We start from the raw sequence: 22,971 nt of genomic DNA on the forward strand, positions 1-22,971 counted from the left end.
CTCTAACCATGAGTGACAAAAAGTCATAAGCTCTAAAGGTAGTTATTTAATTTTCAATAGCGTGCAACTATAAAGAAGCAGCAATCTTTAACAAGTCATTATAACATTTAGAGAATATTTTTGACACTACATAAACAAATGTTTATAGCTCTTGGGGGTACATACCCCCCCCCCCCCAGGCCTTTTATTTCAAGGGTTTTTGCGAGATGATTTTTTAGAAAACACTTGCGATTTTAACACGCCAGACGCCATTTTTAGCTTAATTATCTAAACATTTGTATATAAGACAACTCGCATTTCTAGACCCTCTGTAGCGCGCTTATGAATTCGCCGCAAGCATCAACTTTTTCCGCATTTTGTACGTAATTTAGGTCAAATTTGGTACAAAGTGCGGAAGTTTTCTCCGCTTTTTGTACGTGATTTAGGCCAAATATGGTACAAAGTGCGGAGGGTTTTTCCCGAGTTTGTACGTGTTTTAGGTCAAAAATACGGAGTTGTTTTCCGCTTTTTGTACCATTTTTGGTCAAATTTGGTACAAAAAGCGGAAAATCGTTCGAGCGTCAAAGCTCAGTTAAAGCTCTGTCAAAGCGCGCTGCGAATTAAAATCTCCTCAAGCGCGCGCTTAACCGAATCAGGCAGCGTGCACTTCCATTGCGCCCACTTAGCAACCTCTGGATGCTGCGGCGCATGCGCGTTAGTCAAGTCAACGCTTTGCTGGTAGCGGTCAAAATCGCTCTCGCTAGTGTACTCAAGCGCGCAAAGTTCACTTATAGCACTCGCGCTGCCATCAGCTTGGCGAATCGCATCAAAAGCAATCTCCTTGCCGCGGTACGGCATTTGCGCTTGTAAAAGCAACCTGTAGCAATCGCCAATCTTAGGGTCTTGCGCAATGCACAGTCCGCCATCAACAATCACGCGCACGCAATCGCCAACAGGCACATCGCGCACAGAAACAGTAAGGCTTAAGTCGCCCTCTTCGCCTTCATATAAAACTTCTACAGCTTTAGATTCAAGCTGATTTTCCCCAACAAAAACGCGAACACGCGAAAAGTCTGGGCAAGCAACGCCCTTAAACACAACGCTCCAATCGCGATTGGAAGGCAGCGAAGAAACGGCACTAGCGCATCCTTTTGCTGCATCAATCACAAACTGTGTAGATCCATTGCCATCTCGCCAAATCAACTCCATGCGCGTATCGGCAGTTTTCCCAGCGCACGCGTCTTCAAAGCGGCCATTATCTTCACGCATAACAAACTCGCCGCAATCCCCTGGGAATGCAAGAATGCGCAAAGATCGCGGATTTTCAACGCTATTAACATGCGCCGCAGCCTGCTCGCTACTTGCACAATCCGCTTCACTCGGCAAAACTTGCATTGGCACAATAGCCCCAGCGCGCGCAAACGCTGGCACGCGGTCGATTCCTCGCCAAACCTCAAATCTGCGACCCGCACCGCCGCGCGAAACGTAGCGCCTTCCGTCAAAGAAATCGTACCAATCGCCTTCTGGAAGCCAAACGGCAGTGCACCCGCGCTCAACTTGCGCGCATCCCTTGCTAACGATTGGCGCAACAACAAGCTGGCTGCCAAAACGGTACTCGTTCGGCATCTCGTACGCTGCAAGCGTTTCTGGCGACTGCCAATACATTGGCTCTACAATCGGCCTGCCGCAAACCGCCGCGCGATAGTTCATCGTATACAAATAAGGCAGCATTTGCGCGCGAAGTCGCAGCATTTTAACCATCGCATTTCGCGTCTCGGCAGGGAAGTTCCACGGCTCCTTGCCTGCAAACGGCGAGCAGCTGGAGTGAAGTCGATTAATCGGGCTAAACGCTCCGAACGCATACCAGCGCGCCTCCAGCTCATCGCATCGCACACCAAGCATGTGTCCGCCAATATCGTGGCTCCACCAGCCGTAGCCAATGTTGGAGGCCGTAGAAGTAAAGTAAGTTTGAAAAGCCAGCGAATCCCACGTTGTTACGCTATCTCCCGAAAATCCCACTGGGTAGCGGTGCGAGCCTGGCCCCGCATAGCGCGAGAACGTAAGCGGCCACGCGCCGCCGCGCCCCGAATCCTGGTAATGCACGTGGTTAAGCATCCAAAGCGGATCCAAGCCAGCCTGCTTTGTAACTCCGCCCTGCTGCCAATCAATCCACCAGAACCCAACGCCCTCGTTCTCCATGCGCCGATGCATGTTTAGGTATGCTCGCAAAAAGCGCGGATTTGTAAGGTCAAACTCAACTGCCTTGCCGCTTGCAGGGTCAATTCCCATATCGCTCGCAACTTGCGCATAGTCTTCTTCAAACGCGCGCACGCCGTCTCGCGGATGCAAATTAAGCGTTACAGTAAGCCCTTCGCTGGCAAGTTGGCGCAAAAACGCGCGATGATCTGGGAACAAATCGCGGTTCCACGTGTAGCCAGTCCATCCCGAACCGTACTTTGGGTCAACATCCGTTACGTGCCAATCCATATCGATTACGGCAGTAGAAAACGGTATGCCTTCGCGCTTAAATCGGCTCATCAGCTGCAAATATTCGTCTTGACTGTACCTGTAGTACCTGCTCCACCAGTTGCTTAGCGCGAATCGCGGAAGAAGCGGCTGCGCGCCCGTAAGCTTGTAAAAGTCGCGAATTGCGCCTATATAGTTGTGACCGTAGCCAAAGAAGTATAAGTCTTTAGAGTTTGATTTAGGTGATTCGGCAGATTCGCCAAGCCCACTGCCATTCGCCTTTGCGCGCGGCTCCACCCATGCCCCGTATGGGTTTTCTTTTCCATCAACAGCAGCCGCGTACGCGATTTGTGCCGAGCGCGAATCGTCTAACACGGCCCACCCATCGCGAGATATTACGCCCATTCCAAGCTTTACAGCACCATCCGCCTCGTCCACTGTTCGCGCCGTGCCGAGCAAATTGCCGTGGCATTCGTCGCCGTAATGCCATGTGTTGAATTGCGAGCCTGGCACTCCGCGCACAACAATGCTCAAGCCCTCTTTACTAAACGGCTGCTGGTTGTACGTAATCAACAGTTTTTCGGTTTCGACTTCTATCCAGCCATTTTCCAAGTTTTTTACACTATATTTTGGATTAGAAGATTTTTGATTAAAAGCGCGCGATGCTTCATCTTCGGTTGCTTGCGACTTTTCCGCGGCAAACTGCGTGCCAGCCTCGAAGTTTCGTCTTACAACTGTTTGCGTAGGCGCGTCTACAAATTCGCCGTTTTCGCTCCACTCAAGGCGCACAAGCGAATCCGTGATTAACGTGATTCGCCAATTTTTGCCGCTTATAACCTGCGATTCTTTTGCCTTAGACAGCGGATTTTTAGCGTAATCGTAAAAAATGTGCGCGTCTTTAACACCGCGTGCGTCTTGTAAAGTCATTCGGTTTGCCCTTTTCTACTTGCAACATCTACTTGCAACATCTACTTGCGACTTCTCTACTTACCACTTCTACTTGCCACTACCAGTTGAAATTCCAGCAATAAACTGTTTTTGGAACACCAAGTACACTACTACTACAGGAATAATAGCAAGCGATGCCGCAGCAAACAAACCGCCGTAGTCAGTTCCAAATCTTCCGCTAAACGTCTTCAATCCAACTGCAAGAAGCTGCTTTTTCTCGTCTGTAATCATAAGGAATGGCCACAAATAGTCTTCCCAATTCCACAAGAACGTAAATATCGCGAGCGCAGCAATAGTATTGTGGCTCATTGGCAGAATTATTCTGTGGAATATTCTAGAATCCGAAGCTCCATCTAGTTTTGCTGCTTCAATCAATTCGTCGGATATTCCGCTTATTGATTGTCGGAATAAGAAGATTCCAAATGCGCTTATTAAGCCTGGAACTATAAGCGCGCGATACGTGTCTTGCCAACCAAAGCTAGTCATCATGTCGTATTGAGGAATAATTGTTACTGCCCACGGTACCATCATCGTGCTTATTACTATTCCAAAAAGCAGATTTCTGCCACGGAATCTCATTTTTGCAAACACATATCCAAGAACGGCACTCGTGTAAATGGCTATTACCGTTTTAACTACCGATATAAACAATGAGTTAAAGAATAGCCTCAAAAAGTCGAATTTCTCTTGAATCCCAACGTAATTCCCAAACGTACTCGGCTTTGGGAACAACCCACCATCTATGCGCACAATGTCGCTGTTTGGAGCAAAGGAAGATACAAACATCCAAATAAATGGCACGATTGTTAAGAAAGACAATAAGAATAGGAATATTGTTAGAAACCATCCAATAATGCTCTTTTTAAGATTTTGTTTTTTCATACTAACTCACTATCCTTAGACGCTTTAAACATTATGAATGTTAGGATTCCAGTGATTATAAACAGAATGACGCTCATTGCAGATGCGATTCCAAAGTTATACTTTTGGAACGCTTGATCAAAAATCAGATAGCTGATTGTGTACGTTGATGTTCCTGGGCCGCCATTGGTCATAACAAGAATCTGAACATACGCTTGAATATAGCCAATCATAGATGTGATTACTATAAAAAGTGTTGTTGGCTTTAGCAATGGAACTGTTATTCTAAAGAATTTTTGCACGCTATTAGCGCCGTCGATTTCCGCCGCTTCGTAAACATCTTTTGGCAAATTCATTAATCCAGCCAAATAAAGCACCGTTGCGTAACCAAAATCTTTCCAAATTGTCATTATTATGATTGCTGGCATAGCCCAAGTGGAACTGTGCAACCAGTTGATATTTAAGCCTGTAACCCTATCGATCATGCCAAACTGCGGGTCAAACATCCACATCCACACAAAGCTCACTGCCACCAACGGCGTAATTGTTGGCATGTAGAAAAGACCTCGCAGAGTATCTTTGCACTTAACAAGCTTGGAGCTTAACAACATTGCAAAACCAATGCCAAGAATAACGCGGAATACAACAGATACAAACGTAAAGATTGCAGTGTTTGCAATGGACTTCCAGAATAACTTATCTACTAAAATCTGCTTAAAATTATCCAGCCCAACCCAATTGTATGTTCCAACAAGCGGATTCCATTCATGGAAGCTGCCTGCAAAAGCCTTATATATTGGATAGGCAAGAAAAATCACAAAATAAACAATCAGAAACACTACTGCTATATTCCGAAAGGAGAAGGTTCGAGAAAGAGCAGTGCTTATTTTTAACATACCACCATTATGTTTTCTCATTTTGCTCAAATGAGAATCCTGATTAACTTGTTCCATGATTTTCCTTGCCTTACCTACTGAGCACAGTGATTACGATTTACAACTAGCTAACTAGTCTGCTTTGTTTTTACTTGTGCTCTTTGAAGAACTCATACTTACTTTCTGCAGACGTAAACTTAGAATTCTTCATATCTTTGACCATTGTTGCCTGAGCCTCTTTGATTGCATCATCAATAGACTCACCATTTTGCATAACGTTCTGGAAAGCAGCCTTGCTACTTGTTTCCACGGTAGAAGGCGTGATTCCTGGCCAGATTAGGCGATTTGCACGCGGCTGAATCGCAGCCATTACTGGAGCCTTTAGAATCTCAGGATCGTTTTGCAAAGACTTCTTTGCTGGGAACGAGTTCAAATGCTTTACTGCCGAGCGAATAAACGCGTCGTTAGCAAGAATGAACTTAATAAAGTCTTGAGCAACCTCTTGCTGCTCTTTCGACTGATGCGCGTTAATTCCTGGAGTGGATTCTCCATTGTAGCGATCGTACGCAAATGGCTTTTCTTTTGTGAATGTTGGAGTTGGGAAGACTCCATATTCAATATTTGGGTACTTTTCTTTTAGCACACCTTCGAGCCATCCCCAGGCATAAACCATTCCAGATTGGCCGTTTCCAAAGCTTTGCGTGTAATCCGTGCCAAAGTCAGTAGAAATAACCTTGTCTTTGTCGTACAAATTCTTCAAGAACTTCATGTTTTCACGCGTGACTTTGTTGTCAAAATTAGGCTTCTTGCCACTTTCATCAAAAGCAAGTTCACCACGCTGATAGTTCAATCCTTGATTGATTGCAGCATAAGCATCGCCATTCACGTTGAATCCAGCCTGTTCCATCTTGGAACCATTCCACTTAGTGAGTTTCTTTGCCACTTCGCGCAACTCATCCCAAGTCGTAGGAATGTCTGCCTGAGTTAAACCAGCTTCCTTCCAAAGCTTCTTATTGTAGTAGATGTTTCCCGTGTTGATTACAGAATCAATGTACTTTACATTACCTTTAGCATCTTCATGCGCACTCGCCGTTGCGTAATCCGATTCCATAGCAGCTTTGTCAATCTTGTAGTCAGCAGCGTATGGGCGAATAAGCTCATCTTTGGAATTGTGAATATTAAACAAAGCTGGGCCTTTTGTTCCTTTTAGAGCAAGTGGAAGCTTTGTCCAATAATCATCCCAGGCAACGTTCTTAGTCTTAAACTTCACATTTGGATAAATCTTTTGATAATCCTTAATCATTTCGTAAATTGGATCGGTGGATGCATCTCCCCAGCTCCAATACTCGAGTTGGATTGGCTTTCCTTGATTTACTAAATGATTCGGGTCATACTTTAAAGCTTGACCCATAACAGCTAGGCCTTTGTCTTTCTTTGTATCGGTTACTCCTGCTGCACCACTATTCCCACATGCGGCAAGCGTAGAAATCATTCCTAAAACTGCTATGCAGGATATGCATATTTTTTTAATTTTCATTACTACTCCACTTCCTCGTGAAATTGATGGGTAACTTTATAATATTGCTTTACGTTTAGCTCGGTCAAACATTAAAAATGTAAATGTAAAGGTTTTCATTTTGAATCCTTAATACTAGGCTATTTTTGCATGAATAAATACTTTTTAGGCGGCGTGTCTAAAAATGTAAACCTTTTCATTTATGATAACTGGAAGCAGGGTGATTACAAGAGATGCGGTTAAAACGCTGCAGCTAAAACGCTTAAAAGGGGTGCGACTTGTCAAAAACTAGTATTTGCGATGTAGCAACACTGGCAGGAGTGTCGATTGCAACCGTCTCCAGAACATTCGCGCATCCAGAAAAAGTCTCCGCATCTACACGCGCCAAAGTCATGCGCGCAGCCGAACAAATGGATTTCACTGTTTCTAGAACCGCTGGAGAGCTTAAAACAGGCAAATCGTATCGCATAACGCTGCTAATCGGAAGCAGTAAAATCGAATGGTTTAGCGCAGCAATTATAGAAGGATTAAATAGCGTACTTAACAAAAACGGCTACGACCTTGTAATACACCTTTTAGAGGGAGTTGAACAAAGGAAAAACTTCTTTAAAGAGCTGCCTTTACGCGCAAACACAGACGCAATAATCGTATCGTCATTTGACATAAGCAGCAACGAGGCCGAACAATTACAACGCATAAACGTACCAATTGTTGGAATAAACTGCACAGCTTCTAAAGTGCTTTCTGCATCAATCGGAATCGACGATGCTCTGGGTATAAAACTTGCGATTCGACACTTAGCAACATTAGGGCATAAGCGTCTTTTATACGTGTATGAGCATTTTTGTTCATCTTTCCGCTTTAGCTCGTCAAGAAGAATAACAAGCTTTGAAAACGTGTGCAACAATATTGACGGAATGCAAGGGAAAGTACTGCCAATAGACATAAAAGATGACCCTATAGATGCCACTCTTTCTGAACTTTTTACACAAGAAAATCCGCCTACTGCAATATGCTTCCACCAGGATTCAACAGCAATGCCCTTTCTGTTTAGATTGCAAAAACTAGGAATTCGCGTGCCTGAAGATTTATCGATTATAGGATTCGACAATGGCACTTATGCAAAAGAGGCTGGATTAACCACAATCCGTCAAAATCCTAAAACAATGGCAGAACAAGCTGGGAACATTGCGATATCTCTTATAGAAGGTAAAGCTGTAGCGCGAAGACATCTTACAGCTCCAGTGCAACTTATTATAAGAAATTCTACGGCTGCACCTAAAGCAGAATCGTGAACACGCTTGCGATTACAAGCATAAGCGGATACCACGCATACATAAGCCAGCGGAATTGCTTAGTTTGCTTAGGGCCGTCGCCGTACGGACTGCGATAGTGCAGCACAGCCACACCAACGCCAGGCGCCAAAAGCGACATAGCGCCGAAAGCGCCTGCAATCAGCTCCATGCGAATCTCGTGGTTTTCTAGGAATCTAAAGATAAGAACAAATCCTAAAAGTAAAGCTCCGCCCCAAAAAATATTCTGCCTAAAGCCGACTTTGCCGAAAAGATTCCACAATATTCCTGCAACCAGGATTACTACGATTGACGCCACTTTTTGCGCGCCCTTAAAACGCGCGCGAACCATGTCGATTCCCGAAAGCACAAAAAGCGCAATAACAAGCCCAAACACTGGATTTTGCGAGCGCATATCGAAAGCGCAGCCAAAGGTTGTAAAGTCGTACGGAACCTCGCAAATAAGAGCCAGCACAAGCAGACGGAGCGTGTAAAGGTTGAGGTTATGCGTGTTTTGATAGCCGCGAACAAGCAGCCACGCGTACCACGGCAGGGCCGACCAGCTTATAACTTCGCACACTACGGCAGCGGTGAGGCTCCACATGTTGGAGTTGGAAAGGCCGCCAAAAAGGTGCGGAATCACGGTTGTGCCGAACGCGCTGAGCATCATCATTACAGCGCCGAGCAGCTTGAACTTTTTGAGCGTAATCCCCATTTTTATGTTCTTATCTGCGCGGATCTTTGGTTTTAGCGCGTCCATAATTCACCTCTTGCTAGCATGCGTGGCGTTAAGTGCGTATAACGTTAAGTGCGTATAGCTTTTGCCATCATTGCATAATCATTGCATAATCATTGCAATTGTATCAAACCCTAACTTAAATCTATGTGGCACGAAATCTATGTAGTGCATTTGTACCGAAAAACACCAAAATCAAATACAATCGCACTACAGTTCTGCGTGTTTATGTAGTGCGTTTGTATTAAAAAACACCAAACGATGAAACGGATTATAAAACAAACAGGGCAAAGGATTGCCCGCCGAGTTTAAGCGCGGAAGAATCGCAAGCAACCGCCCCAATCGAAAGCCGCGGCTGCAAAATCGCCTCTGGCGTAAGCCCTGCAAGCGCACTAAGCGCAATCGTCTCCTCGTTTAATCCAGGATTCATAACAACAATGATTCGTTCTGTAGAGGATTCGCCATTAGACCCATCCGACTCATCCGACACAGCCGCGCATCGCTCGTACGCAAAACTGCGACCATCCACAGGCGCGTGCAACACTCGCCAAGTAGCATCCGCGTGCAACGCCGCGCACTCGTGACGCAAAGAAATCAGCGCGCGCACCCAGTTAAGCAGCGAATCGCCATCCTGCTCCTGCCTCAAAACCGTTGGAATTTCGCCACTTTGCACGGCCTGCTTGCGCGAGTTTGCGCAAGTCCTTCCATCCGCGCGCGCTTCAACAGGCAAATACAACTTCGACTTTGCGGCCGTGGAGAATCCAAAATTCTTAGAATCATCCCACTGCATTGGCGTACGCGTACCCGTGCGCGCATAACCGCCCTCTTTTGTAGGAATATCGCGATATTTCATGCCGATTTCGTCGCCGTAATAAACAAACGGCACACCTGGCATTGTAAGAATCATGACAAACGCAATCCGCCTTTCGCGCTCGCTTAATCGCGGAGCCAGGCGTGGAGTATCATGATTGCACGTTATAAAGCTAAAATAACCCTCGTTGCAAGTGGCCTCATACTGTGGGCAATAATCGTCTAAAAATGGGCAAATACTGCCACCGCCGCGCGCATTAAAGTAGCTGTGGTCGTGCTCGGGATTGCTGTCTAGCGCATTATCCACATCGCGAGCCAAGCGCGCGTAACCGTTAGGATTCCCATCCCAGCGCCAATTCAAATAGAAGTCCATGTCGAACCCAGCAGTCAGCGCCTGACGAGGCCTGCCCCACTCCGAAACAAAAGCAGCCTGCGGATACTCGGCTTTTACAGCGCCCAGCATTTCTTGCCATGCGCGAATCGTGTTGTCTTTGCCAAGGCTTCCAGGGCCATTGTTGTCGTCGTTTTTTACAAGCGAATCCGCCATGTCTACGCGGAATCCGTCTGCGCCAAGCGAAAGCCAGAATCGCATAACATCAACCATTGCAGCGCGCGTTTGAGCCGCCTCCGCGGAATCTGGCGCGGATTGCCACGCGCGATCCCTTTGCGCAAAGCCGTAATTTAGCGCTGGCTGGCATTTAAAGAAGTTAAGAATATACGTTGCATCTCGCTCACTTTCGCCGCCAATAAACGGCATGGAATAGCCACTGAACGCGCTGTCTGTCCATATATATCGCTTGCTAAACTCGTTTTCTTGCGCGCGCGAGCTTTGCTTAAACCACTCGTGCTCTTCGCTTGTGTGACCTGGAACAAGGTCTAGCAAAATGTGCATTCCGCGATTATGCGCTTCGCTAAAAAGACGTTGCAAATCCTCGTTTGTGCCGTAGCGCGCTGCCACTTTTTTGTAGTCGCGCACGTCGTAGCCTGCATCCTTAAATGGCGAATCGTAGCAAGGATTTAGCCAAATCGCGTTGCAACCAAGCGATTTTACGTAGTCGAGTTTTTCGATTATGCCTGGAATGTCGCCGATTCCGTCGCCGTTTGAATCGTAGAAGCTTTGTGGGTAGATTTCGTAGAATACGGCGTCGCGCAGCCATTGCGCATGTTCGTTTTGCATATTTCCCCCGTTTTGTTGGTTTTGTTGGCGTGACTTATCTTTTATTTTACTATTAACATTCTTGCTTTTCCCGGGTTTTGTACCAGATTTGACCTAAATCACGTACATTCTCGGGCGCGACGACCTGCCTGAGTGCTTAAAGCGTAGCGCGAAGGCAGGTTGTCGTTCGCGCAGATTAACTGCGCTCACGTCTTCGCCGCCGTAGAAGCACACCGTGCTTCTACGCTAAGCGGCTCAGCGAGTCGAGGTGATTTCTCGCGCATTATGCAGCTCGAAATCGTCGACTCGCACGCGGTCTAAGCGCGCGAACGTCTTCGCCGCGCGAGCGACATGACCTGTCTTCGCGTCAAACAATCAATAATAAAATTCCGATAAATTTACTGATTTACAAAATAAAATATAACTTTTTATCAAAAATAAACAACTTTAGCGGAAATTTTTCCAATAGCGCGCAACATGATTTGCCAACTACAATATATACGTGTATACTACACATTGCTTATAAACAGATTTCAACAACAAATGTGACGCTGCAAAAACGCAGAGAAACGTCGAAGTTGCGTCACATGAAATTTGTTACTATGCCACCAAAGAACATGCCAAGCTGGCATGATATAGGAGGTCAAGGATGACGAATATGAAGAAAGTGCTGGGCGCAGGCCTCGCAATCGCCACTATGTTTGGATTTGCTGCATGCGGTTCTAGCACCAACGCTGGCTCCAGCAGCAAGTCGAACCCAGTAAAGCTCACCGTATGGTCTTCTTCCGAAGATCAGAAGGCTGGCGGCTGGATTCAGGCTATGGAGAAAGCCTTCCAGAAGGATCACCCAGAAGTTACTTTTAAGAACGCTGTTGTTGCACCACCAGATGCTGCTAAGACAGTTAAGCAGGATGCTAAGGCCGCTGCCGATGTTTACCTGTTCCCTAACGATCAGCTCGGCGACTTGGTAAAGGCAAACGCAATTGGCGAGTTGAGCGACGATGCTGCAAAGCAGGTTAAGGGAGACAACGATGAGACCATCATCCAGTCTGTAACCGCTCAAGATGGCAAGCTTTATGGCGTTCCATACATGGGCAACACTTGGTTCATGTACTACGATAAGTCCAAGTTCTCCGACGAAGACGTTAAGTCCCTCGATAAGATGCTCGAAAAGGGCAAGGTTGCTTTCGATATTAGCAACGCTTGGTACCTTCCAGGCTTCTACCTTGATGGCAACATGACCCTCTTCGGCGAGAAGAGCAACGATGGCAAGGCCGGCATCAAGATTGGTGATAAGGCTGCCGAAATCACTAAGTATGTTGCAAAGCTCATTCAGAACAAGAACTTTGTAATGGATGGCGACGGCGCTGGCTTGTCTGGCATTAAGAACCACACTGTTGACGCTTACTTCTCTGGCTCTTGGGATGCTGGCGACGTAAAGAAGGCTTTGGGCGACAACTACGCTGCTGCTCAGCTTCCAAAGTTTAAGTCCGAAGATGGCGAGCACCAGATGAAGTCCTTCGCTGGCTCTAAGGCTGTTGCTTACAACCCTAACTCCAAGGCTCCAGAGATGGCCGCTAAGTTCGCTGCATTCCTCGGTTCTAAGGAATCCCAGGAGCAGATGTACAAGCTTCACGGCGACATCCCAGTTGCTAAGGCTTTGAGCGATCTCGTTAAGGATAACCCAGCCGCTGTTGCTCAGATGAACACCATTGCTAAGACTTCTGTCTTGCAGCCAACCGTTCCAGAAATGGGTGCCTTCTGGGATCCAATGAAGACCTTCGGTACTGCATTGGCCAACAAGGAAGTCAACGACGGCAACGCCGCTGCAAAGATTGCAGACTTCCAGAAGGGCTTTGAGGAAGCTCTTAAGAAGTAAGTATTAACTTACAAACTATTTTCTAAATATTATTTTCTTTTACAAGAATTTAAATTTAGAAAAACACGGCAAGGACGCCCCGCTCCCCTAAGAATAGTAAATCGGGGCGGGGCGTTCTTTGCTTGTATAAGCCCCACAATTTTACGGAAAGGCATGTCATGACTGGCACGACATCCACCAAGCGAGGGAAGCGAAAGAAGGCACCTTCTGCCGATGAATTTGTGGCCCCTTCGCAATACTCACTACAGGAGGCTGCAAAGCACGCAGACGCACTGTCTTGGGTTTCGATAATTATCTTTGGTTTTGGTAACTTCGTTCGCAAACAGTACGTGAAAGGTCTCGTATTTCTTCTATGCGAGGCTGGAGTTCTTGCCTTCTTGGCCACAACTGGTGCGGAATATTTACCAAAATTCGGTACACTCGGCACTAGAAAACAAGGCAGAGTAAAGATTAACGGCTTCTGGCATTACGTTGCTGGAGATAATTCTGTTGAGATTTTGCTGTATGGCGTTATGAGCATTGCAGCAATCATTGTTTTAGTTTATTTAGCTACTTTGGCTTTGCGTAGCGCATACAAGGCTCAATCTTTTGTAAAGCGCGGAGAAAAGCCTATAACCTTTGTAAAAGATGTTGAGTCTTTGCTAGATCGCCACGCACACGTTGGTTTTATGACTCTTCCAACCGCTGGAATTGTTCTGTTTACGGTATTGCCATTAGCATTCATGATTTCAATGGCGTTTACAAATTACGACCGTGATCACACGCTCCTGTTCCACTGGGTTGGCTTAGACAACTTTGTTAAGATTCTTGGAAACACAACTGGAACCATTAATGCTGGAATCTTCTTCGATGTTTTGATTTGGACCCTTGTTTGGGCCTTCTTCGCTACATTCTTGAACTTCTTCTTTGGCATGTTTATGGCAATGATTATTAACAGGCGCACTACTCGCCTTAAGAGCTTGTGGCGCATCTGCTTCTCGCTTACAATCGCAGTTCCACAGTTTGTGTCTTTGCTTGTTATGCACAGCATGCTGCAAAGAGATGGCGCTATTAACCGTCTTCTCATCTCTTCTGGATGGATTCATTCCCCACTGCCATTCTTCCAGGACGCTACATGGGCAAGGGTTACCGTTATTCTCATCAACCTTTGGGTTGGTATTCCTTACACAATCATGCAAATCACTGGTATTTTGCAAAATGTTCCAGCAGAGCTTTACGAAGCAGCAGAACTTGATGGCGCAAGCTGGTGGCAGCGCTTTATGAACGTTACTATGCCATACATCTTCTTTGTTATGACTCCATACTTAATTACAACGTTCACTGGCAATGTTAACAACTTCAACGTTATTTACCTCTTGTCTGGCGGCGAGCCAACACCAATCGGCTCTTCGGCAGGTAAGACTGATTTGCTCATCACATGGCTGTACAAGCTTACGGTTGATAAAGATAACTACAGCATGGGCGCGGTAATCGGCATTATGACATTCATTGTGCTTGCGATTGTTGCTTTGATAACATACCGCAACTCTGGCTCCTACAAGAATGAGGAGGGATTCCGGTGAGTAATAAGAAGGATCTTATGCAAAGCGAACAAACTGTGCATAGTACACGCAGCGTTCCATTCTGGCGCGATCAGCGCGTGCGCCGCATAATCGGAGATATCATCACTCATATCTTCCTGATTATTATGTCTATTATTTGGCTCGCGCCAATCGTATGGGTGTTCTTGGAAAGCTTTAACCAAAACACCGCTCCATACCAGACAACGTTCTTCCCAACTAAGTACACGTTTAACAACTACATTCAGCTGTTTACTGAGCGAGAAGTTCTTGACTTCCCACGAATGTTCTTGAACACCTTGATTGTGTCTATTTTCGTGTGCATTATCTCTCTGTTCTTCGTGCTTGTAGTAGCGTTCTGCATGTCTCGCTTGCGTTTCCGCGGTCGTAAGACATTCATGAATATTGCTTTGATTCTTGGCATGTTCCCAGGAATCATGGCAGTTATCGCTATCTACTTCATTTTGAAGGCTTTTGGATTAACGAATGGCTCTGTTGTTCTTATCTCCTTGATTATCGTATACTCTGCCGGTAGCGGCATGGGCTTCTACGTTATGAAGGGCTACATGGATACGATTCCAAAGTCTTTGGACGAGGCCGCCTACTTGGATGGTTGCACAACTTGGCAAGTATTCTATAAGATTATTCTTCCAATATGCAAGCCTATGATTGTGTTCCAGGCTATTGTTAGCTTCTTGGGTCCATGGCTTGACTTCGTTCTTGTTAAGACGATTGCTCGTACTCAAGATAATTACACTGTGGCTTTGGGCTTGTACCAAATGTTGCAGAGAGAATACATTAATCACTGGTTCGCACGATTCTCCGCTGGAGCTGTGTGCGTTTCCATTCCAATCGCAATCCTGTTCATTGTTATGCAACGATTCTACGAAGAGTCGATGTCTGGCTCTGTTAAGGGATAGTAAGCTCTGCATTAATTGTAGAGTTTGGTGAAATATGGGGGTCGAGCGTTAAAAGCGTTTCGGCCTTCGTATTTTATGCTAAATAATTTAATAAAATACAAAAGGATATATTCATGACGTTCCCACCTTCAACACAATGGCCAGTTTATTCGGGGCAGCTCGGATTCTCGCTTAACGAAAGATCGACCACATTTACGCTTTGGGCGCCAACAGCATCGAGCGTAACACTGCGACTTTTTGAAACAGGAAACAACAGCGAACCTTTTAAAACACGTGATTTGAAGCCATTGCGCGACGGAGCATGGAGAACGTCAATCTTGCAAAGACTAGATGGCGTTTACTACGACTTTCTTGTGACTTTTGCAGATGGAAAAGTGAATCGCACAAGCGACCCTTGGGGTGTTGCTAGCGGCGTAAATGGCGAGCGCAGCCTTGTTATTGACGAAGATCGCGTGGCTCCTGCAGGGTGGCACAAAGACAAATCGCCAGAATTTGTGCGCCATGCAACTGTTGTGTGGGAGATGCACGTTGAAGACTTTAGCAGCAATGCAAATGGCGGATTTAAGCCAGAACACCGCGGTCAGTATCTTGCTTTTACAGATTCGCATACAACTTTAGATTCAGATAGCAACTTCCCTACTGGAATCGACTATCTTAAAAAACTTGGCGTAACTCACGTTCAACTAATGCCAATCTACGATTTTGCGACTGTGGATGAGGTTGCGATTTCGTCTGCACGCAAAGATGGAAAAAGTGTTGATTCGCTTTACAATTGGGGCTACGATCCTCACGCGTACAACGTGCCAGAAGGCGCGTATTCCAGCAACCCATATGACGGAACGGCAAGAATCCGCGAGTGCAAGGCAATGATTGGCGCTTTGCACAAGAATGGCATGCGCGTAGTGATGGATGTTGTTTATAACCACATGTTTGAAGCAGCATCGAACGCGTTTGAAAGCGTTGCTCCTGGCTACTTCTGCAGACGTAAAGAAGATGGCGGATTTGCAAACGGATCGGGCTGCGGCAACGAAATGGCTTCCAACCACCCAATGTTTAGGCGTTTTATGATTGAGTCTATTTTGCATTGGGCGCGCTGCTACCATGTGGATGGTTTTAGGTTTGACCTTATGGGCTTAACGGATGCGCAAACTTTGAATATGATTCGTGCCGAACTAGATAAGCTTGATGGCGGCAAAGATATTCTTATGTATGGCGAGCCGTGGGGTGCGGATGCTGCAGCTGTTGGCGATGACTGCCCTATGGGAGATAAAGCTGGGCGCGACTTCCTTGATTCTAGAATCGGCTGGTTTAGTGATGAGTCTCGTGACACGATTAAGGGCAATGTTATGGATCATCGAGACCGCGGCTATGTAAATAGCAACGAGTTCTGGACGGCAGATCCTGTGCGCAATGCGTTTAATGGCTGGCGTGGTATGCCTTGTGCTGGTAAGAGTGTTGGCCAGATTGTGCAGTATGTTTCTGCTCACGACGATTTGACTTTGTGGGATAAGCTGTGCATTTCTATGCGCGACAATGCGTCTAACTGCGATTTTGACGCAAGCGATCCAAACAGCGTTGCAGACATCTTCAGCGCTAACATTCTTAGCGCTGGCATAATTTTGTGCTCCGCTGGAATGCCATTTATGCTTGGCGGCGAAGAGTTTGGCCGCACTAAGCATGGTTGCGATAACTCCTATAATCGCGGAGTTGCTATGAACCAGCTTGATTGGTCTAGAGCTAAGCGATTCCAACCGCTTGTAGACTGGTATAGCGCGCTTATAAAACTTCGCGCTAAGAATGCGGAGTTTTACGATGCTCAGCACACTCGTCTTAATGCATCCGATAATTCTGTTCTTGCGGAGCAAATTGAAAGCGACTTGATTGTGTGCGCTAATCCTATGAAAGATGCGTCTGCAACGGTTGATTTGCCTGAGCCTTGCGCAAGCCGCAAAAAATGGCGCTGTGTGCTGGACTCCAGCGAGTACTTTGATAGATGGATTGGCAGCGCTTCCGGCAGCCGCGCATCAATGCTTTGCGACGATAATGGCGATCCGCGCGCGGTTCATATTCCGCCGCGTACATTCGTTGTGTTAAGCAACAAGCGCGCTTGATTGCTCGAGTTTTTTTAGCGCTCGAATCGCATTTTATCCCGATTTTGTTCCCTTATTCTTGTGATTTGGAAACAAAGTCGGGATTATTTTTGGGTTTATAGTTAAATACTAATATTTTCAAATACTTAGCCGAATATTTGGTCGAATACTAATATTTCAAGGCAAAACCTTGTAATTTCCTTAATTGTTCCTTATAACTTGCCAAAATGTGCGAATTATTCCTGCTGTTCTGCTAGAATCATTTTTAGACTTTATACCCCCCTTGCGTATATTCGCGATGGTGGAGAGGAGAAAGTTCAGTAACAAGACAGAGACGCTATTAAAGCACACATTGCATGGCAGCGCTTTGATCTTACAACTTGATAATTAAACAAATATCCCCACCCCCAAACCTAAATGATTTGAAGAATGAGGTAAATATGAACGCTAAGATTGCAGCCGCTATCTCTTTGGGAGCAAGCTCTTTGGCTCTTATTGGAAGCATAAGCATTGCAAACGCAGCAAACGCTGCCACGACTACAACCGATACGTCCAATCATCCAGCAGCACGTGTTGAAAGCATATCCGACACTGGTTTTAATGCTGTTAGCAATGTTGTAACTATAGATCCGCAAAGCTCTACACCACAAACCGTTAACTCGCCTGTTGCTGGTAATGAATCTGGAAAGACTCAGGCAGATCAAACTCAAAACGCTGCTGCTGGCCAACCACAGCAAGATCAGACTCAAGGCAATCCTGGTGCTGTTGCTGACGCTGCAAGTCAAGCAGGCGGTAGCCAGACAAGCTCCGACCCTAGCGCAAGCGCACAAGGCAAAACTAGCGAAAAGAAAGAAGATCAGGGCTCCGAAGGCAGCACTGTTGCACAAGATAACGGCAAGGATTCTAAAACACCGCCTGCAGAGGTGCAAGAGAAGTTTGCTACAGCAAACCAATCTATGCTTGAAGCCCAAAAAATATACAATTCAGCAAACGAAGAAGTAAAAAAGGCTCAAGAAGAAGCTGATGAAGCTATTCAGAGCGTAAATAGCGCAATAGAAAAGAAAACACAAGCTGTAGCTGGAATCGAAAAAGCAAAAAAAGATATAACTGCTAGAACTCAAGAGCTTAAAGACGCTCAAGGTGAAAATAGAAAAACTATTGAAGAAAATTTGCAAAATTCAAGGCAGGATTTAGAAAGAACAGCTAAAGACGCTTCAAATGCTATGAGCCAGATTGAAGCAGCTGCTAAAAAAGTAAAAGATGCTCAGAAAAAAATTCAAGATGCAGAATCCAAGGTTGACGATGCAACAGGTAAAATCTCAGAAATGAGTAATACTGTTAGGAATATTCTTACAGATCTTAGAAGTAAGTATCCAGATAATTTTGGCCAATACGGAGCCTCAGAAGTTCCATTCACAATAATACAAAGGGGACTCACTAAATATCTGCAAGACTTAGGTACTGCCACTATCAATCTTAACAACCGCAAAGAATCGCTTGCTGCAGCTGCTAAGAAAGCAGAGGAAGCACTTAGCTCTAGTCTCCCATCTGCCGACGAGCCTGATGCAAAGCAGCCACAAGAGCAAGTTCCACCAAAGCAGGAACAGCAGGCTGCTCCAGCTCCTGCACCATCAGAGCCAGAGCAGCAAGAGCAGAATCAAGCTCCAGCGCCGAACGCTCCACAAGGGAATCAGCAGACTCCACAGGCTAATCCACAAAATCCTGCAGAGCCAGAGAAACAAACTACTCCTACTCCTCCAGTGCCTCCAGCGGCTTCAAATCCACAGGATCAGAAGCCAGAAAACGGTGCAAAGCCAGAAAACAAAGCGCAAGATAGCGATAGCTCTGCTCAAGGAGACTTTGCAGGAAGCACCGCTAAGCAAAATGGCGGCAATTTGAATGTTGTTCCAGGCGCAGGCTCTATGGAAGCAGCTCCTTCTGCTCCAGAACCAAAAGAGCCAGCTCCATCTGTTCCAGAGGCAAAGGAATCGGCGCCTGCTCCTGTTGAGCCACAGTCTGCACCTAAGCACAGTGCTGCTCCAGCAAATCAAACGGAGCCTGCGCATACCGCAAAAGCTGCAGAAGAACTCGTAGAAAACGCTACTGCTATGTCGCAAGCAACCGCACAGACTCCTGCACGCACGCATCGTGCTGCAGCTCCTGCAGCCCCTGCATCTGCTGCTACTGCCGCTACTCCTGCAGCAAGCTCCGCAAACGCAACAAAGAGCGAAGAGTCCAAGAACACATCTACCGATTCCGCAAAAGATGAAAGCCAGAAGGAATCCGAAGACTCCAAGAACGAAGACTCCAAGAGCGAAGACGCAAAGAGCAGCGATAAGAGCGCTCAGGCATCTGGCGCAAACAACGGTGAGCACGCCGCAGGCAACAACACAACGCTAATCGCAGCTGTTGCTGGCAGCATCACTGCTGGAATCGCAGCAATCGGCGCTGGTTGGCACTTTATGCGAATCCGTCGCAAGTAAGTAGCAACTAGCAGCAAACATGCGCGAATAATCGCAAATAACAAAACCGCAGTTAGCATTTAGCTTTCTGCGGTTTTTGTTAAATACCACAAAAATCGCCAATATTGCAAACGATATCAATACTTAATATAATGGTTAGCTAGAGCGTGCCTCAATCCAGCGATGTGTTGAGAACCGCACCCTTTAGCATCGTTTGCAATCAATTCGATGCTCGTACATGTGCCACGATTAACAAAGGAGCATCATGAGCACAACAAACAATGGCACAACTAATGGCAAAACAAAGGCTGCCACGACTGTGCCCGTAGAAGAAAGCGCAGAAAGGCTTGCTCGTCCACTAGTTAAACTTGCAAAAGCATGCGGAGTCGCAACTTTCTACATAGACCAACTAGGTGACTATACGGAAATTACGGACGAAGCGCTTGTAGGCGTTCTAGACGCGCTGGGCTACCCTGCAACCACAAGCGAAAACATTGAAAACTCACTAAAACGCGTTCAAGAAAAGCACGATAGCGAGCTGCTGCCGCCAACCGTGGTATGCTTTATTGGCGCAAAAACGATTGTTCCTATTCATGCTGAAGAAGTCACAAGCAGCCCAGAAAAAATACATATAACACTTACGCTAGAAGATGGGTCGGAATACGAAGAGCCTCTTAACAACTTTGAAACAAGCGAAGAAGACGGATTAACTCTTGAACTTCCGCAAGACTTGCCAATGGGATACCACACTCTTCTTGCAAAAGTAGAAGATAAAAATGGCAAAACTGTTGCGCACGCGCAATCAACTTTGATTTGCGCACCAGCAAAAATACCACTTCCGCAAAGCGTTCAAGAACGGCATCGTTGGGGATACATGACTCAGCTTTATTCCGTTCGCTCAAAGGAATCTTGGGGCGTTGGCGATTATGGCGATTTGCGCAGACTGCTTAAAGACGCTGGCAGCATTGGCAAAGCCGACTTTATGCTTATAAACCCAATTCATGCGTGCGCACCAGTAGCACCTTTGGAGCCTTCTCCTTACTTGCCAGAATCGCGCAGGTTCTTAAACGTTACATACATTCGTCCGCAAGATATTCCAGAATATGCGCATCTTAGCGATAGCCAGCGCAAAGAGGTGGAGATTTTGCACGAGGGTGTGGAAGCGCTTAACAACAATCCAAATCCAATGGATATTAACGCCGCGTGGAACGCAAAACTTCCAGCCTTAAAGCTTATTTTTAAGCAGCCTAGAAGCGCCGAGCGCGAGCAGGATTTCGCAGACTTTAAGGCGCGCTCTGGAGAAGATTTAGACGCTTTTGCTACTTGGTGCGTAGCCTTTGAAGTTTGGGGTGCTCCTTGGGGAGATAATCTTTGGTTTGATACAACCGGCAAAGGCACGCCTCAGATCGACATGCTTAGACGCGAGCACGCTGATTTGCTTGAGTTCCACCGCTGGCTGCAATGGATTGCAGATGAGCAAGTTGCCGCTGCTCACGCCGAAGCTAAGGCTGCAGGAATGGCGATTGGTCTTATGCAAGACATGGCTGTTGGCGTGCACGGATACGGCGCAGACGTATGGTGGAGCCCAGAGCGCTTTGCTAACGGCGTTAGTGTTGGCGCGCCTCCAGACTTCTACAACCAGCAGGGTCAGGATTGGGGCCAGCCGCCATTTGACCCTAATTACTTAGACGAGACTGGCTACATTGCCTACCGAGACATGGTTCACAACGTGTTCTTGCACGCTGGCGCAGTTCGCATTGACCACGTGCTTGGTCTTTTCCGATTGTGGTGGATTCCGCGCGGCCAAGGCGCAAAGAACGGTGCTTACGTTTACTACAATGTGGACGCAATGCTTGCAGTTCTTAGCATTGAGGCCACTCGCGCAGGCGGATTGGTGATTGGCGAAGACCTTGGCACTGTTCCAGCGTACGTTTCTAAGGTGCTTGCTTCGCACGGCATTCTTGGAACTGTTGTTGAATGGTTTACGCACAATGACGAAGCCGAAAAAGCGGCTAAAAAGGCTGGAAAGAAGGAAATCATATTTGCAGATCCTTCTACATACCGCGAATACGCTTTGGCATCTGTTACTACTCACGACATGCCTCCTACAGCAGGCTATCTTGCGTTTGAGCATGTTAAGATTCGCGAAGAGCTGCACTTGCTTACCGATTCCGTAGAAAGCTTCCAAAAGGCTGCTAGCGCAGAGCGAGACGCCATGATGAAGATGCTTTTGGATGGCGGATGGATTAGCAAGGATGCTGCCGAACACGTTGAAGACCATGTGCAAGAGATCGTAGAGGCCATGCACGCGATTATGCGCACTTCCCCATCTTTGCTTTTGCAAGTGGCGCTTGTTGATGCAGTTGGAGAGAAGCGTTCGCAAAATCAGCCTGGAACCAGTACTGAGTATCCAAATTGGCGTATTCCTCTTGCAGATAAAGATGGAAACGTTGTTCATACAGGCGACGTTTTTAAGTCTCAACGCGTACTCAATATGGCCGCCATTATGCGAGGCGAAAAAATTAGCTAACAAGCACAAATAACTGTAAAATTACCACCAAAAAATGTAAAAAGAAAGGTTAAAAATACTTGCAAACACTTGAATCAAGAGTATAATAAATATTGATTGTTACTCATGTAGTAACTTCTTTCTCTCTCGCATAGCGCGTAGGTCGCCTGTAGACACGGCTTACGCGCTATGTTTTTGATGTCCTAAGTGAGGCGAGCATCTATGGCGATGTTCGCCTCACTGCGTATTAGCCGCAACATACTTAGCAAACACGCGCTCCAAAAGCGGCGTGTGAAGCATAATCAAAGACCCCCACCCAAGCAAAATCAACAGCGGTAATCCTTGCAAAAAATACTTTAGCGATAGATACACAAGCGCAAAGAACACGCAATCAAGCAAAAACATTATAAGCGTTGTGCTAGCGTAGCTAACGCCAAAAATCAGCGAATTAATAAGAGTTCTGCCAATCGAGTTTTCAAAGCGCGCTTGCAATGCAAACACCCACTGCGCAACCAGAATCCACAATATGCTAATCGCAAACTTTATTATTAAAAGCGGAGTAAGTTGCAAAAAAATCCAAGACCATATAATTACAACTAAAAGTGGCCCTAAAATAGCCCAAATAATAGTGGCTTTAACAAAATTATTCTTAAAAGACTTAAAGTAGATTGCTGTTGTGTGTGCCTCGCCACGCTCAATCCGTCTAGCTGTCTCATGAGCGGCCGTAATAGACGCTCCAACCGTTACAAGCGGAATACTGGTAATAATCATTAGAACAGTAAGCCAGACCGCATCTGCAAACGATTCCATTCCTTGAGCGAACTTAGAATCGGGGCTTCCAAAAGAGATCATTACAACTACTCCCGTCTAATTAAGCAAACTTAAACAAATCTAAAATAACAATACACTATAA

General features: G+C 46.2%; 14 protein-coding genes. 7 read left to right on the forward strand and 7 right to left on the reverse strand.

The window, feature by feature from the left end:
• Nucleotides 1–582: 582 nt before the first annotated feature.
• The 4 genes from NYP65_RS03775 to NYP65_RS03790 form a co-directional block, all read right to left on the reverse strand.
• A complete protein-coding gene (locus NYP65_RS03775) occupies nucleotides 583–3,372 on the reverse strand; it encodes a glycoside hydrolase family 31 protein (protein WP_473410637.1) in 2,790 nt (929 codons plus the stop codon).
• A 69-nt stretch (nucleotides 3,373–3,441) separates the two neighbouring features.
• Nucleotides 3,442–4,275 carry a carbohydrate ABC transporter permease gene (locus tag NYP65_RS03780; RefSeq protein WP_004113800.1) on the reverse strand — a complete coding sequence of 278 codons (834 nt, stop codon included), beginning with the start codon at nucleotides 4,273–4,275 and terminating at the stop codon, nucleotides 3,442–3,444.
• Complete coding sequence (locus NYP65_RS03785) at nucleotides 4,272–5,207, reverse strand: carbohydrate ABC transporter permease (RefSeq protein ID WP_016798349.1); 936 nt, start codon at nucleotides 5,205–5,207, stop codon at nucleotides 4,272–4,274. Before NYP65_RS03785 ends, NYP65_RS03780 begins: the two co-directional genes overlap by 4 nt.
• A 70-nt stretch (nucleotides 5,208–5,277) precedes the next feature.
• Complete coding sequence (locus tag NYP65_RS03790) at nucleotides 5,278–6,666, reverse strand: extracellular solute-binding protein (RefSeq protein ID WP_004133338.1); 1,389 nt, start codon at nucleotides 6,664–6,666, stop codon at nucleotides 5,278–5,280.
• A 257-nt stretch (nucleotides 6,667–6,923) separates the two neighbouring features.
• Here NYP65_RS03790 and NYP65_RS03795 point away from each other — a divergent pair, with 257 nt between their 5' ends.
• Nucleotides 6,924–7,940: a LacI family DNA-binding transcriptional regulator gene (locus NYP65_RS03795; RefSeq protein ID WP_415704768.1), complete on the forward strand. Its 1,017-nt coding sequence runs from the start codon at nucleotides 6,924–6,926 to the stop codon at nucleotides 7,938–7,940.
• Here NYP65_RS03795 and NYP65_RS03800 read toward each other — a convergent pair.
• Complete coding sequence (locus NYP65_RS03800; protein WP_415704767.1) at nucleotides 7,924–8,697, reverse strand: TraX family protein; 774 nt, start codon at nucleotides 8,695–8,697, stop codon at nucleotides 7,924–7,926. The genes NYP65_RS03795 and NYP65_RS03800 overlap by 17 nt on opposite strands.
• A gap of 247 nt (nucleotides 8,698–8,944) precedes the next feature.
• The gene (locus NYP65_RS03805) at nucleotides 8,945–10,660 is read right to left on the reverse strand and encodes an alpha-amylase family glycosyl hydrolase (protein WP_473410638.1); all 1,716 of its coding nucleotides are present in this window, start codon (nucleotides 10,658–10,660) and stop codon (nucleotides 8,945–8,947) included.
• A gap of 628 nt (nucleotides 10,661–11,288) precedes the next feature.
• On the opposite strand from NYP65_RS03805, the gene NYP65_RS03810 reads away from it, so the two are divergent.
• The 6 genes from NYP65_RS03810 to malQ all read left to right on the forward strand — a co-directional run bounded on the left by NYP65_RS03810 (nucleotide 11,289) and on the right by malQ (nucleotide 22,079).
• The gene (locus NYP65_RS03810; protein ID WP_016798848.1) at nucleotides 11,289–12,518 is read left to right on the forward strand and encodes an extracellular solute-binding protein; all 1,230 of its coding nucleotides are present in this window, start codon (nucleotides 11,289–11,291) and stop codon (nucleotides 12,516–12,518) included.
• 158 nt (nucleotides 12,519–12,676) lie between these two features.
• Nucleotides 12,677–14,080 carry a carbohydrate ABC transporter permease gene (locus NYP65_RS03815; protein WP_004131369.1) on the forward strand — a complete coding sequence of 468 codons (1,404 nt, stop codon included), beginning with the start codon at nucleotides 12,677–12,679 and terminating at the stop codon, nucleotides 14,078–14,080.
• Nucleotides 14,077–14,997: a sugar ABC transporter permease gene (locus NYP65_RS03820; protein WP_004131368.1), complete on the forward strand. Its 921-nt coding sequence runs from the start codon at nucleotides 14,077–14,079 to the stop codon at nucleotides 14,995–14,997. Before NYP65_RS03815 ends, NYP65_RS03820 begins: the two co-directional genes overlap by 4 nt.
• A gap of 113 nt (nucleotides 14,998–15,110) precedes the next feature.
• Nucleotides 15,111–17,108 carry a type I pullulanase gene (pulA, locus tag NYP65_RS03825; protein ID WP_415688321.1) on the forward strand — a complete coding sequence of 666 codons (1,998 nt, stop codon included), beginning with the start codon at nucleotides 15,111–15,113 and terminating at the stop codon, nucleotides 17,106–17,108.
• A 419-nt stretch (nucleotides 17,109–17,527) separates the two neighbouring features.
• Nucleotides 17,528–19,570, forward strand: a complete 2,043-nt coding sequence (locus tag NYP65_RS03830; RefSeq protein WP_473410639.1) for a zinc ribbon domain-containing protein — start codon at nucleotides 17,528–17,530, stop codon at nucleotides 19,568–19,570.
• Between the two features lie 244 nt (nucleotides 19,571–19,814).
• On the forward strand, nucleotides 19,815–22,079 hold the full coding sequence (gene malQ / locus NYP65_RS03835) for a 4-alpha-glucanotransferase (protein ID WP_473410640.1): 2,265 nt from the start codon (nucleotides 19,815–19,817) through the stop codon (nucleotides 22,077–22,079).
• A gap of 216 nt (nucleotides 22,080–22,295) precedes the next feature.
• Here the strand turns inward: malQ and NYP65_RS03840 are convergent, their stop codons facing one another.
• The gene (locus NYP65_RS03840) at nucleotides 22,296–22,910 is read right to left on the reverse strand and encodes a DUF624 domain-containing protein (RefSeq protein ID WP_427898195.1); all 615 of its coding nucleotides are present in this window, start codon (nucleotides 22,908–22,910) and stop codon (nucleotides 22,296–22,298) included.
• Between the last annotated feature and the right edge of the window lie 61 nt (nucleotides 22,911–22,971).

The organism is Gardnerella sp. c12Ub_1 (assembly GCF_055804375.1).

What these genes read in the sequence shown, in the direction of transcription:
- NYP65_RS03775 (WP_473410637.1), bottom strand. Translation starts at nt 3,372, where the DNA reads ATGACTTTACAAGACGCACGCGGTGTTAAAGACGCGCACATTTTTTAC.
- NYP65_RS03780 (WP_004113800.1), bottom strand. Translation starts at nt 4,275, where the DNA reads ATGAAAAAACAAAATCTTAAAAAGAGCATTATTGGATGGTTTCTAACA.
- NYP65_RS03785 (WP_016798349.1), bottom strand. Translation starts at nt 5,207, where the DNA reads ATGGAACAAGTTAATCAGGATTCTCATTTGAGCAAAATGAGAAAACAT.
- NYP65_RS03790 (WP_004133338.1), bottom strand. Translation starts at nt 6,666, where the DNA reads ATGAAAATTAAAAAAATATGCATATCCTGCATAGCAGTTTTAGGAATG.
- NYP65_RS03800 (WP_415704767.1), bottom strand. Translation starts at nt 8,697, where the DNA reads ATGGACGCGCTAAAACCAAAGATCCGCGCAGATAAGAACATAAAAATG.
- NYP65_RS03805 (WP_473410638.1), bottom strand. Translation starts at nt 10,660, where the DNA reads ATGCAAAACGAACATGCGCAATGGCTGCGCGACGCCGTATTCTACGAA.
- NYP65_RS03810 (WP_016798848.1), top strand. Translation starts at nt 11,289, where the DNA reads ATGACGAATATGAAGAAAGTGCTGGGCGCAGGCCTCGCAATCGCCACT.
- NYP65_RS03815 (WP_004131369.1), top strand. Translation starts at nt 12,677, where the DNA reads ATGACTGGCACGACATCCACCAAGCGAGGGAAGCGAAAGAAGGCACCT.
- pulA (WP_415688321.1), top strand. Translation starts at nt 15,111, where the DNA reads ATGACGTTCCCACCTTCAACACAATGGCCAGTTTATTCGGGGCAGCTC.
- NYP65_RS03830 (WP_473410639.1), top strand. Translation starts at nt 17,528, where the DNA reads ATGAACGCTAAGATTGCAGCCGCTATCTCTTTGGGAGCAAGCTCTTTG.
- malQ (WP_473410640.1), top strand. Translation starts at nt 19,815, where the DNA reads ATGAGCACAACAAACAATGGCACAACTAATGGCAAAACAAAGGCTGCC.
- NYP65_RS03840 (WP_427898195.1), bottom strand. Translation starts at nt 22,910, where the DNA reads ATGATCTCTTTTGGAAGCCCCGATTCTAAGTTCGCTCAAGGAATGGAA.